A 12,655-nucleotide genomic window follows, 5' to 3' on the forward strand; every position below is an offset into this window, starting at 1 on the left:
ACTAAACGGGCAGAAGGTGTCTTAACTCATCAGTCACAAAACGTTCGTGATCACGCAACACCCTTCGTCCACAGTGACTGTATGAGTGCTGACATGTCTGATGTGACGAACATGATCGGGCACGGGCCCGACGCCCCCGCCCTGCTGGTGATCTCCGCCGTGGCGCTGCTCGCCACGGTCGGGTTCCACACATGGTGGGCACGCCGCCACAACCACGCGCCCCCGACGCCGGACGATACCGGCGCCCGGCCGCAGACCGCCGGGCAGCACACCGCCGGGCAGCAGACCGCGGAGGCGACGACGCTGTGGCGGATGCGCACCACTGTGCGGGACGAGCCGGGCTCGCTGGCCGCCCTGTGCACGGTCCTGGCCCGCGGCGAGGTCGACATCCTGAGCCTCCAGGCGCACCCGCTGGCCGAAGGCACCGTCGACGAGTTCCTGCTGCGCGCCCCCATCGACCTGCCCGCGGCCGACATCACCCGGGACGTCGCGCTCGCGGGCGGCTCGGCCACCTGGATCGAGCGGGCGGACGCCCACGACCTGGTGGACGCCCCCACCCGCATCCTGGGCCTCGCCACCCGCACCGCCCTCGACGCCGCGGAACTCCCGCTCGCGCTGCGCCAGTTGCTGGGCCGCTGCACCATCCGGTCGCTGCCCGCGAAGGCGCAGGGTGCCGCGTCGGGGCCCCGGGCGGACAAGGCGGCCGACGGCGCCCCCGTCGAGGGCGGGCTCGAAGGCGAGGGCACGGTGCTCCGGCTGCGGGCCCCCGACGGCGAAGTGATCACCGTGGAGCGGCCGTATCTGCCGTTCACGCCCACCGAGTTCGCCCGCGCCCGTGCCCTGGTCGAGCTCGACAGCCGGCTCGGCCCGCGCATCCCGCGCAGCCAGGACGTACTCACCCTCGCCGAGGGCAACTCCATCACCGTCCGCCGGGCCGACACCGCCGATCTCGACGCGGCCAGGGCCATGCACGACCGCTGCTCGCAGCGCACCCTCGGCATGCGCTACCACGGGCCGGTGCGGGACGCCGACCGCTATCTCAACCACCTGCTGAGCCCGCGGTTCGGCCGCACCCTGGCGGTGCGTACGGCGTCCGGGCGAATCGTCGGCATCGGCCACCTGCTGTGGGACGGCGACGAGACCGAGGTCGCCCTGCTCGTCGAGGACGACTGGCAGCGCCGGGGCATCGGCACCGAACTGCTCGCCCGCCTGGTGACGATGGCGGTCGAGGCGGGCTGCGAGAGCGTGTACGCGGTGACGCAGGCGTCCAACACGGGCATGGTCGCCGCGATGCGCGGCCTCGGGCTTCCACTCGACTACCAGATCGAGGAGGGCACGCTGGTCGTCACCGCGCGCCTGGACGCTACGCCGGTGAGTTCACGACTGCCGTACGACCAGCCGCGGGGACGGGCGCAGCGGTACTGAACCGGGGCTCCGCGGCCTGCGCACGGGTGTCCGACGGCCAGGGCCCGAGGGCGTGGTCGAGGTCCCGCCACAGGTCTTCGACGTCCTCAAGGCCGGCTGAAAGGCGCAGCAGCTTGTCGCTCACTCCCGACGACCGCCGGTCCGCCGGGTCCACGACGCGGTGGCTGATGGACGCCGGATGCTGGATCAGCGTGTCCACGCTGCCGAGGCTGACCGCCGGGGTGATCAACCGCACCCGGGCGGTCACCTCGTGCGGGTCGCCGACGACCTCGAAGGCCACCATGGCGCCACCGAGCCGCGGATAGTGCACGCGGCTCACCCGCGGGTCGGCGGCCAGGCGCCGCGCGAGCTCCGCCGCGTTCGCGGAGGCGGCACGTACCCGCACCGGCAGCGTGGAAAGGCCCCGCAGCAGCAGATATCCGGCGAGCGGATGCAGCACCCCGCCGGTGGCGAACCTGACCTGCCGCAGCTGCCGCGCGAACTCCTCGTCGCACGCGACCACTCCGCCCAGGACGTCGCCGTGACCGCCCAGGTACTTGGTGGCGCTGTGCAGCACGAGCCGCGCGCCGCTCTCGACGGGCCGTTGCAGGACAGGCGTCGCGAAGGTGTTGTCGGCGAGCAGCGGTACCGTCCCGCAGGCGTGGGCCACCGCGCGCAGATCGAGTTCGGCGAGGGTCGGGTTGGCGGGCGACTCGACGAGGACCAGGCCCGTGTCGGGGCGGATGGCGTCGGCGATCCCCGCGGGGTCGACCCAGGTCACCTCGGAGCCGAGGAGCCCCGCCGTGAGGAGGTGGTCACTGCATCCGTACAGCGGACGGACCGCGACGACATGGCGCAGGCCCGCAGCTCCTCGTACGAGAAGGACGGCCGTCAGCGCCGCCATGCCGCTCGCGAACGCGACGGCGCTCTCCGTCCCTTCGAGCCGGGCCAGAGCCGTCTCGAAGCGGGCGACCGTCGGGTTCGCGAGGCGGGCGTAGACGGGCGGCCCGTCGTCCAGGGCTCCGTCGGCGGCGAAGGCGTCGATGCGCGCCGCCTCGCCCCGGGTGTCGTACGAGGGGTAGGTGGTGGACAGGTCGATCGGTGCGGCGTGCAGACCGAGTCCGGCGAGGTCGTCGCGTCCGGCGTGCACGGCCTCGGTGGCGAGGGCGCGGTGTGCGGGCGCCGCCGGGGTCCGGGCGGGGTGGCCGGATCCGGTGCGGGGTTCCGTGTTCGTGTCCATGCCGGACAGCCTGAACAAAGGCCGGTGCCCAGCAGTTGACCCCCGTGCTACGTTCGGCAAGTGGCTGATTCTGTCGTACTCGACCCGGTGGATCTCCGCATCCTGCGGCTGTTGCAGAACGATGCCCGGATCACCTACCGCGATCTCGCGGCCCAGGTGGGTGTCGCGCCGTCGACCTGCCTCGACCGTATCTCCCGGCTGCGCCGCTCCGGTGTGATCCTCGGACACCAGCTGCGCCTTGATCCGGCGAAGCTCGGGCGTGGCCTCGAAGCGTTGCTGTCCGTGCAGGTCAGGCCGCACCGGCGGGAGCTGGTGGGGCCGTTCGTCGAGCGAATCAGAGCGCTGCCGGAGTCCCGGTCGGTGTTTCATCTCGCGGGACCCGACGACTATCTGGTGCACGTCGCGGTGGCCGACACGGCGGATCTCCAGCGGCTCGTCCTCGACGAGTTCACGGCGCGGCGCGAAGTGGCGCGCGTGGAGACGCGGTTGATCTTCCAGCAGTGGGAGTGCGGCCCGCTCCTTCCGCCGGGCCCGGGAGCCGATGACCAAGGGGCGAGCTCCGGCCAATCGTGATGACGCGGACGCGTCCCGCGTACGAGGATGGCCGCATGTCAGACACGAAGATCCCGCACACGAGCGAGAACGGGAGCGGGAGCCCGCTGCCGCGCCAGGTCGCCGACGCCTACGTCGACGAGCTCATCGCCCTCGATCCCATCAACGGCACGTATCTCGGCGTCAAGGCGAGCCACAGCAAGCTCCCGGACACCTCACCAGCGGGCCAGGACGCGGTCGCCGAGCTCGCCCGCACGACGCTCGCCCGGCTCGACGAGGCGGAGTCCGTGCCCGGCGCCGACAACGACGCGGAACGCCGGTGCGCCCGGCTCCTGCGGGAGCGGCTCACCGCCGAACTCGCCGTGCACGAGGCCGATGAGGGGCTGCGCGCGGTCGGCAACCTGCACACGATTCCGCACGCGGTGCGCGAGATCTTCACTGTGACTCCGATGGAGACGGACGAGGACTGGGCGGCGATCGCCGAGCGACTGCGTGCCGTGCCGGCCGCGTACGAGGGATATCGCGCCTCGCTCGAACTCGGCCTCGAGCGCAAGCTGTTCGCGGCGCCGCGACCCACTGCCGTGTTCATCGGGCAGCTCGGCGAGTGGGCGGGTCCCGGCGGTGACGGAGGCCGCGGCTGGTTCGAGGAGTTCGCCGCGGAGGGACCGGAGTCGCTCCGGGCCGAGCTCGACGCGGCGGCCCGCGCGGCCACCGCCTCCGTCGTGGCGCTGCGCGACTGGATGCGGGACGTGTACGCGCCCGCGATCGAGGGGGCCCCCGACACGGTGGGCCGTGAGCGCTACGCCCGCTGGTCCCGGTACTTCAACGGCGCCGACCTGGACCTCGACGAGGCCTACGCGTACGGCTGGTCCGAATTCCACCGGCTGCTCGGCGAGATGCGCACCGAGGCCGAGAAGATCCTGCCCGGCGCGGACACGCCGTGGGTGGCGCTCGCCCACCTCGACGAGCACGGCACGCACATCGAGGGCGTGGAGGAGGTGCGGGTCTGGCTCCAGGAGCTGATGGACGAGGCGATCGAGGCGCTGAACGGCACACACTTCGAACTCGCCGAGCGGGTACGGAAGGTGGAGTCCCGCATCGCCCCGCCGGGCGGCGCCGCGGCCCCGTACTACTCGGGACCCTCGGAGGACTTCTCGCGTCCCGGCCGGACCTGGCTGCCGACGATGGGCGAGACCCGCTTCCCCGTCTACGACCTGGTCTCCACCTGGTACCACGAGGGCGTGCCGGGACATCACCTCCAGCTCGCGCAGTGGGCGCACGTCGCGGAGAGCCTCTCCCGCTACCAGGCGACCATCGGCATCGTCAGCGCCAACGCGGAGGGCTGGGCGCTGTACGCGGAGCGGCTCATGGACGAGCTCGGCTTCCTCAAGGACGCCGAGCGCAGGCTCGGTTATCTGGACGCCCAGATGATGCGGGCGCTGCGCGTCATCGTCGACATCGGCATGCACCTGGAGCTGGAGATCCCCGCGGACTCGCCCTTCCACCCGGGCGAGCGCTGGACTCCCGACCTGGCGCAGGAGTTCTACGACGCGCACTGCAGCCGTCCCACGGATTACGTGGCGAGCGAGATGACCCGCTACCTCTCCATCCCCGGCCAGGCCATCGGCTACAAGCTGGGCGAGCGGGCGTGGCTCCTCGGCCGCGAGAACGCACGGCGGCGGCTGGGTGACGCCTTCGACGCGAAGGCGTGGCACATGGCGGCGCTGTCGCAGGGATCGCTGGGTCTGGACGACTTGGTGGACGAGTTGTCGGCCCTCTAGTGGTCGGCCCTCCAGGCACGCACCCGAGTTGACGCGCGCCGCGCCCCGCCTCCCCCTCTCAGCAGCCGCAGTCCGCCGCGTCGGCTGGGGCCGTGAGGGTGTCGGGGGCGCGGCGCTCGTTGCCCTCCCAGGTCTCGAACTCGAAGCCCTCACGGGCCCAGTACTCGAAGCCGCCCAGCATCTCCTTGACCTGGAAGCCGAGTTGGGCGAGGGCGAGGGCCGCGCGGGTCGCGCCGTTGCAGCCGGGGCCCCAGCAGTACGTGACGACCGGGACGGACTTGTCGAGGAGCTGCTCCGCCTGCTCGGGAATGAGGGCGGTGGGAAGGTGAACGGCGCCGGGAAGGTGCCCCTGGTCCCAGGACGCGGTCGACCGGGAGTCGACCACGACGAAGCCGGGGTCGCCGCCGGCGGCCAGCGCCGAGGCCACGTCGGACACGTCGGCGTGGAAGGCGAGGCTCGCGCCGAAGTACGCGGCGGCGGCAGCCGGGGAGGCCGGGGCCACCCGCAGGACGGAGTTAGGGGCGCCGACGGCGGTGGCCGCGTCGGTGTGCGCTGTGTTCTTCATCGTTTGCATGCCCAAAAATCTACGGGCGAGTCCGCCGCCCCAGAAGAGCCGATCACCGGCGTACCTCTTGATCGGCCGGGGATTCCCCTGTTACCTCTCGGATATGACCGGTTATTCCACGGACGCCACCGACTGGCGCATCCTCGACGTCCTCCAGCGTGAGGGCCGCGCCAGCTACGCCGAGCTGGCACGCGCCGTCGCCATGTCCCCGAGCGCCGTCACCGAACGGGTCCGCCGCCTGGAGGAGGCGGGCGTGATCCAGGGGTACGCGGCCGTGGTCGACCCGGAGCGTCTCGGCCTGCCCATCCTGGCGTTCGTGCGCCTGCGCTACCCGAACGGCAACTACAAGCCGTTCCACGACCTGGTCGAAGTGACCCCCGAGATCCTGGAGGCACACCACGTCACCGGCGACGACTGCTTCGTGATCAAGGTGGCGGCGCGCTCGATGGGCCACTTGGAGGAGGTCGCCGGAAAGATCGGCGCACTCGGGTCGGTGACCACCAGCATCGTCTACTCCTCACCTCTGCCAAGACGCCCACTGGGCCGCTGACGCCGGCCTGCTCCCCCCCAGGAGCTGCCACCAATGTTGGCCGAGTAAGACGGAGGATCCACTGTCATGCGCTGACGCTGCGGTCACCGTTAAAGCGCAACCCTTCTCCGATTTCTTCGACTTGCTCGACGACCGAATCCTCGCCATCGCCGAACCTGACCACTTCGTCCGAAATCAGGAAGCCAGGCTCCGCGCCTACGGCCGAGAGGGAGGCAACACCCGAGGGGACCGCCGTCCACTCTGCGACCACTTCCGGAACCTCGATCTCGACATCGAATTGGCCCACTTTCGCGGGATTCCGCCCCATCCAGCAGCCAGGGGCCGTGCCGGTCTCACTCCTGAAGCGCACGATCCCTTGCGAACGGCCAGGACCTGCAGAACTTCCACTCTCATCACTTCACCCCCAAGAGGGACTCGCTGCTTGTGGTGCCGACAGTCCGTGTGTCAGTGACGAGTTCCAATCCCACGCCTCCATGCGGTAGTGAAACTTTGCAGGATTGTGGTTCATCTCGCGAGACGACTGCGCGTGCCGCTCTGGATCACATCCTCGACGTACGTTTCCCAGGCGGTACACAGGAGGATCGACAAGGCCCGCACAGCGGGTCCATTCGGTATACCTCTTCCGGTGTTGGTCAAGGTCTCAACGTCGGCCAGGGTGGTGTTCAAGTTTTGGCGTGCTATGGACGGCACTCGATCTCCCCACGGTTGATCACCTTCCGAAGCAGAGCGGAGGCCCGCGCGGACGCCCAACCATCCATTGGTTTGGGTCGGTTCCCCCACAGGACGTCGAGGGGCGGGGCCTTCCCGTGAGGTGTGACTGCCGTCCCGGAATCGGACAGCAGACCACCCACGCCTATGCGGAACTGCCCTGAACGGAACAGGAGCGGACAGCCCTCACTGCACAGCCCGCCCCCGGCCATCACGCTGAGGCAGCGTACGACTATGGGCACGGCCCATGTGTCAGCGGGATGTCCCGTTGATCACTGCAGGGTGGTTTGGTGCGCGTGCGTGGGATTCGAGGGACAGATGAAGATACTCAGGGAGCCGTCTCTGCCCACAGTGACACGTGTGGGGGCGTTCGCCTCGAGATCCTCCGCGAGGTGGCGGTCCTCCATCGGTGTCCAACTCATGGTCTCGTCTTCCCACTCGGTGCTGGCGATGGTCAGTAGCGGGCTCATTGGCGTGCCGCAGTCGCACACGACCTCGTATGGGTCGCTTGTCTCCCAGGTCGCATATCCTCCGATCTTCCACCCTGGTGCCGTGGATAGGTCGGTCTGATAGCGAGGCGGCTCCGCACCCTCGAAGTCGTCACTCTCCGTTTGCCCGTCCTCCCATCCGTAGATCCGCTCCTGCAGACCGGGGTCCAGTAGCCCGATGTATTCATGCTCCGTGACATGCTCCGGGTGCAGAACGCAGGGTTCGGGCACATATTCGTCGTCACCGACCACCGCAGGGAGCGGGGGTTGCGTCAGGAGTTCGCCGACTTCTGAGGAGTTACGCCACTCGATGTGGACGCCTGGGGTCGCCAGATCGCCGTGCGCGCTGAACGGGCACCACAGGACTTGAAGCAGATCGGCTCCCTCAGGTGCGGGAAGGCCCGGAACGTCCTGAGCGAAGAACTGCGCCAGGGGCAGTAGCGGGACAGGATCGGTATTGGTGCCCTCTGAGACAGAATGCTCTTGCTCTAGCGCGGACAGACGCTGCAGCTCTTCCGGGGTCGGCCCGCTGCTCGGAGACCTGCGCCACGCCGCCGCCAGGATGCGGCGCCACTCATGAACGTCTTCCACCTTTCGGCCGCGATCCCGCGCATGCGGCTCCCGGCAGGCTGGCCACGGTTCGGCTGCAGGCCACAGAAACGGGCCGCCCACTGAACTTTCGGTGGGCTTGGGGCTGCCGGGGCGAGGGTGAAGACGAGTGCAGTCCCGTCGGTGGGAGCTCAGTTCAGGGAATACTGCTTCGATGTCCACAGGTCGTGGTGGGGTGGTCCGGGTCATTGCTTGCCTCGCATTGCAGTCGGTCTACCTGGGGACAGGGATTCGTACGCCGGCGGCCGGGTTTTCCAGCGGCCGGTTAAGAGAGAATCCGCGGTCGCCGTGCGCCGAGATATTGAGCCTGATGGGTATGGGGTTTGTTCCCTGGTAGACGGGCACGACTGAGTACTGAACGTTTTCTCCCTTCGACACCACCCTGTACACCTCCTTCTCGATTCCGCGCATGACCGGGGTGTTCACTGGGTTCTGCGTCAATGTGACCAGGTTTCGGTAGCCGTTCTCGCCCGAACCCGGCCCGCCGAGCTTTCTGGCCAGCAGGTGACCACGTGCCTCGTTGAAGAGGCGGCCTTCCCCGCGCCATCCGGGCGGCCAGATGTTGGACGCCGCCCCGCTGCCACCCTTCATATTGTCCTTGCGGAGTGCCGCCCAGGCTCCGGTGGGGCGTCCGAGGTCGTCCAGTTTGCCAAATCTGACGCTGCCGTCCCACAGGTAGGCGTCCATGTCCAGACACGCCTTTGGGACGAGTCCGAGCGGGTCGCTCCAGGTGTGGGGGTTGTGCGGGTAGGTGACAGGGTTGGGGGCAGGGTCGAGGCCGAGGGGGTCGGGACTGGTGAACCGGGCCGTGTCGGGGTCGTAGTGGCGGAGGAAGTTGTAGTGCAGGCCGGTCTCGTGATCGGCGTACTGGCCGGGGAAGCGCAGAGGTGTGTAGGCGGAGGCGTCGCGGTTCCAGGTGGTGGTGCCCCACAAGGTGGTGCGTGACTGCCAGGCGATGTTGCCGTGTTCGTCGACGAGTTCCGTTGGCGTTCCGACCAGATCGGTGACGATGGCGAAGAAGCGGACGTCGACCTCGGCCTGCGTCAGCTCCTCCCCGACGGCGCGACGTTCGAGCTGGGCCAGGGGGAATTCGTCGTGGTACTCCCACGTGGTGATGACGCCCGTGGCGCTCTCGGTCTGTTCGGCGAGATTTGTGCCGTCCCAGGTGAAGCGAATGGCCTGCTGGATCGTTTCGCCATCGGGTGCCATGCGGTGTTTGGCAGTGCGGCGGCCGAGTGCGTCGTAGTGGTAGCGCCAAGTCGTGCCGTCGGGGGTGATGCAGGTGATGAGGTGATCCTCGGCGTCGTACTCGTAGCGCCAAGTGTCGGGCTTGCTGGACAGGCGTGTCTTCTGGCGCAGAATCATGCGACCGGCTGCGTCGTATTCGTAGCGAACGTCACCGGCGGTGCGTATTCGGGTGCCGGTATAGGAGCGTTCACCGCGGGCCTCGGTGTGGGGTGCCGTATCGGGCCACTGTGCGCTGGTTTGGTTGCCTGCCGTGTCGTAGGTATACGACTCGTTCCAGCCCTCCGCGGTGACTGTGAGGGGCCTGCCGATCGGGTCAAGGGAAATGGTGCGTTGTTCGCCGCTGAGTTGATCGGTGATCATGGTGAGGACGCTGTCGGCGCGGTAGGCGTAGGCGCGGGACCGCAGTGGCTGTCCTTGGGAAGCCACCTGCTGCATGGTCGGGCGGCCGGCGCTGTCGAAGGCACGGCTGAGCGCCACAGGGGCTGCGGGTGATCCAAAGACCCGACGGGTTTCCCGGTCGAGGCTGTCGCGGGTGAAGGAGAGAGCGTGACCGGCCAGAGCCAGTTCCGTGGGGCTTCCTGCCGCGTTGCGCGCGATGCGGGTGACGACGCCGCTGGGCGTGCTGCGGCTGGACCGCTGCCCCAGGGCGTCGTAGGTGTATCGGGTGGTGTTCCCGTCGGTTGTCTCGGCCAGGACACGGCCCAAGGAGTCGAGTTGCCATGCGAGCGACGAGAACGGGGTCGTCGCGGCAGTGAGCTGCCCGGCGGTGTTGTAGGTGTATACAGTGCGCTCGCCGTCGACGTCCTTACCGACGATCCGGCCTGCGGAATCAAGTTCGTGAGTGATCGTCTGGCCGAGCGGCGTAGTCCTGGACACGAAACGTCCTGCGGCGTCGTAGGCGTAGCTGAGGGTGCGGCCGTCGAAATCCGTCTCCGAGATCAAGCGCCCGGCACAGTCGTACTCATAGTTCCACGTGCAGCCCTGAGGGTTCGTTACCTGAGTCAGTCGCAGTTCGGCATCGTGCGTGAACGTGAACCGTGCTCCGTCGGGATCGGTACGGGCCGCCAGTAGGTCGAAGTCTCCGTACTCGAAGTGTGTGACGCCGCCGATCGGATCCGTCTGCGCGATCCGGTTGCCCTCGTCGTCATAGGTGTACGTCTCGCCCGTTCCGTCGGGGCTTATGCGACGCGCCAGGTGGCCTTCCACAGTCCACTCCAGGAGCGTGCGGTTACCTGCTGCGTCCGTGACGGTCGAGCGTCGGCCCATGCTGTCGTACGCGTACGAGGTCACGGCCCGCAGCGGATCCGTGATCGCAACGGGCAGGCCCGCCTCGTCGTACCGAATCGAGCTGACGCTGCCAAGGGCATCGGTCAACGAGGTCAATTGACCTGACGAGTTGTAGGTGTAACGCGTGGTGGACCCGGTGGGATCAGTGACTGCCGTGCGGTTGCCGTGCGCGTCGTACTCCTGGCGCCATGTGTTTCCATCCGGGCCAGTGATGAGCGCCGGAAGGCCATTCTCGTTGTACTCGCACGTGGTCTCTCGGCCATCCGGCCCGATGACGGAGACCACTTGGTCGATCCCGTTGAACCGCGTCCGAGTCGTGTGACCCAACGGGTCGGTGGTCGCGGTCAGTCGTCCAGCAGCATCCCACTCGTATTGAGTGGTGTTGCCCAGGGCATCGGTCTGCCGGACCAGTCGGTATGCCTCGTTGTGTTCGAACTTCGCAGGGTGGCCCAGAGCGTTGGTGACTGTCGTGGTGCGGGTCGCTTCCTCGTAGTGCAGTGTCCCCGACAGGTAGCCGCCGCTGCCCTCCGTACGCACCACCCGGCCGAGGGCGTCGTAGGTGTAGGTGTAGGCGTTGCCGTTCCGGTCCGTCCACGAGGTGATCCGGCCTGCGCTGTCGTAGGTGAAGCACATTGGCGCGCCCGATGAGTTGCGCACCTCGGACAAGTTGCCGTCTTCGTCGTAGCAGTAGGAGACCAGCACTGTGCCACGCCCACCGAGACGCTCTGGACTGAGCAATCGGAGAGCAGTGATGCGGGGCAGGGCGTCGTCACGGTCGAGCGCGATGCGGTAGCCGGCGGAATGGGCGACCTCCACAGGGGCGCCATGCCCGTCGTAATGAATCGTGATCCGCTGCCCGAAACGAGAGACGATGAACTGAAGGGGAAGGTCAACAGCCTCGTCGTCCGCGGTCAGCTGAGGGCTGTGGAAGACATAGCTCAGGCCGGTGGCTGGGTTGGTGATGCGCAGTGCGCCGTCGACCTCGGAGTCCCAGGACAGGGGAAGGCCGGGCCCTTCTTCCGGGAAAACGGGCTCCGTGGCGTCCGCGGCCGGGTGAGGGTAGATCAGCCGAGAGCCGTCAGGGGCGGCGAAGGTGATGGTCTCGTCCTCGGCCTGGAGGCGTTGGTCGAGGGTGGAGGCCCACGAGTGCCCGAACCAGCCGCCCCACCGGTAGGAGGAGAGGTGCGTGCGTTCCAGGATCAATGGCAACACCGCAGGCAGCTCGACATCGGTCTGCGGCAACAGCACGGTGCCCGTAGCGACATCGATAGGGTCGAGCTTGCATTCCTTCTCCGCCGCGCGGATAGCGGCTGCGAGCTTCTCTGCCTCACCGGGCCGCAGCTTGAGTTTGGAGAGATCGGTGGTGCCGAGTTTCGCCGCTCTGGCGAGCTTGGCGAGTTCGCTGGGCTTGAGCTTGCCCAGACCCTTGCCAAGGGCCTTGCCCAGCGCACCGGCGCCTATGCCGAAGGCGGCACCGGTGGCCAGCAGCTCCGCTAGTTTGGCCGGGTCCTTGAAGGCGCCGGAGTCCTGCAGGGCGGCGTCGAAGGCGGCGAACTTCATCCCCTCACCCGCGAGCTTTCCGGCCTTAGCGATCGTCTTGATCTCCCCGAGAGCCTTCAGCGCCCGCTCCAGACTGCGGATCGCCTCCATAACGGTGCGGATGACCGAGGCCATGCGGGTCCCGGACTTCTCGATCCGGGCGACCAGCGCCGCTACCTTCGCGGCCCGTGCACCGGCCGCGAGGTTGGAGGCGATGAGCGAAAGGCCGCCGGTCAGCACCGACAGCGCGAGTCCCGCGATCTCGAACTCGGCGATCTCCGCGAGGATCACACCGATCTCAGTGAGCAGCTCATGGGCTTCGTCGGCGAAGTCATCCAGTGCCTTCGCGCCGGTGCGCAGCGAGTCGGCCATATCGGTGGCCTGTGTGCGGCTGGCTTTGGCCCGCTTGTGCAGGGCCTTGGCGGCCTCGCCTTCCCACTCCACGCCCTGGAGAGCGGACTTGGCGTCGTGGGCGGCGGCGTCGAGGCCCTTGGCCAAGGCCCGCCACTGCTTGGCGGTCTCGCGGATGCCGTCGGGATCGACGAGCGGATCAGTGATACCGAGGAACTCCAGGCCGCTGGCGAGGGTGTCGCCGAAGGCATGATTGGCCTTGTTGATCCAGTGCAGGGGATTGAGGTCTTCGGCGTCGATGTCGCCGGGGATGATGTCGAAGCCCATGTACGG

General features: G+C 68.3%; 8 protein-coding genes. 4 read left to right on the top strand and 4 right to left on the bottom strand.

The features are described 5' to 3' along the window. Positions 1–81 precede the first annotated feature (81 nt). A complete protein-coding gene (locus ABXJ52_RS04990) occupies positions 82–1,425 on the top strand; it encodes a GNAT family N-acetyltransferase (RefSeq protein WP_367039520.1) in 1,344 nt (447 codons plus the stop codon). On the opposite strand, the gene ABXJ52_RS04995 is transcribed toward ABXJ52_RS04990, so the two are convergent. Then, complete coding sequence (locus ABXJ52_RS04995) at positions 1,364–2,644, bottom strand: PLP-dependent transferase (RefSeq protein WP_367039522.1); 1,281 nt, start codon at positions 2,642–2,644, stop codon at positions 1,364–1,366. The genes ABXJ52_RS04990 and ABXJ52_RS04995 overlap by 62 nt on opposite strands. Positions 2,645–2,704: 60 nt before the next feature. Between ABXJ52_RS04995 and ABXJ52_RS05000 the strand changes: the two genes are divergently transcribed. Together ABXJ52_RS05000 and ABXJ52_RS05005 are read left to right on the top strand one after the other, a co-directional pair. Further along, positions 2,705–3,217: an Lrp/AsnC family transcriptional regulator gene (locus ABXJ52_RS05000; RefSeq protein ID WP_367039524.1), complete on the top strand. Its 513-nt coding sequence runs from the start codon at positions 2,705–2,707 to the stop codon at positions 3,215–3,217. A 35-nt stretch (positions 3,218–3,252) separates the two neighbouring features. After that, on the top strand, positions 3,253–4,977 hold the full coding sequence (locus tag ABXJ52_RS05005) for a DUF885 domain-containing protein (RefSeq protein WP_367039526.1): 1,725 nt from the start codon (positions 3,253–3,255) through the stop codon (positions 4,975–4,977). Positions 4,978–5,035: 58 nt separating this feature from the next. Here the strand turns inward: ABXJ52_RS05005 and ABXJ52_RS05010 are convergent, their stop codons facing one another. Then, positions 5,036–5,542 (bottom strand): rhodanese-like domain-containing protein, encoded by a 507-nt coding sequence (locus ABXJ52_RS05010; RefSeq protein ID WP_367048809.1) that lies wholly within the window; start codon positions 5,540–5,542, stop codon positions 5,036–5,038. Between the two features lie 103 nt (positions 5,543–5,645). On the opposite strand from ABXJ52_RS05010, the gene ABXJ52_RS05015 reads away from it, so the two are divergent. After that, positions 5,646–6,092, top strand: coding sequence for an Lrp/AsnC family transcriptional regulator (locus ABXJ52_RS05015; protein WP_363206589.1), 447 nt, complete (start codon positions 5,646–5,648; stop codon positions 6,090–6,092). 64 nt (positions 6,093–6,156) lie between these two features. Here ABXJ52_RS05015 and ABXJ52_RS05020 read toward each other — a convergent pair whose 3' ends face one another. Together ABXJ52_RS05020 and ABXJ52_RS05025 are read right to left on the bottom strand one after the other, a co-directional pair. Continuing rightward, entirely contained in the window at positions 6,157–6,378 is a 222-nt protein-coding gene (locus tag ABXJ52_RS05020) for a hypothetical protein (protein ID WP_367039529.1), read from the bottom strand. Between the two features lie 1,732 nt (positions 6,379–8,110). Beyond that, entirely contained in the window at positions 8,111–12,649 is a 4,539-nt protein-coding gene (locus ABXJ52_RS05025) for a DUF6531 domain-containing protein (protein WP_367039531.1), read from the bottom strand. Between the last annotated feature and the right edge of the window lie 6 nt (positions 12,650–12,655).

It is taken from the genome of Streptomyces sp. Je 1-332 (assembly GCF_040730185.1).
GTDB lineage: Bacteria > Actinomycetota > Actinomycetes > Streptomycetales > Streptomycetaceae > Streptomyces.

Coding starts and splice junctions, on each gene's coding strand:
- ABXJ52_RS04990 (WP_367039520.1), top strand. CDS start 82: ATGAGTGCTGACATGTCTGATGTGACGAACATGATCGGGCACGGGCCC.
- ABXJ52_RS04995 (WP_367039522.1), bottom strand. CDS start 2,644: ATGGACACGAACACGGAACCCCGCACCGGATCCGGCCACCCCGCCCGG.
- ABXJ52_RS05005 (WP_367039526.1), top strand. CDS start 3,253: ATGTCAGACACGAAGATCCCGCACACGAGCGAGAACGGGAGCGGGAGC.
- ABXJ52_RS05010 (WP_367048809.1), bottom strand. CDS start 5,542: ATGAAGAACACAGCGCACACCGACGCGGCCACCGCCGTCGGCGCCCCT.
- ABXJ52_RS05015 (WP_363206589.1), top strand. CDS start 5,646: ATGACCGGTTATTCCACGGACGCCACCGACTGGCGCATCCTCGACGTC.
- ABXJ52_RS05025 (WP_367039531.1), bottom strand. CDS start 12,649: ATGGGCTTCGACATCATCCCCGGCGACATCGACGCCGAAGACCTCAAT.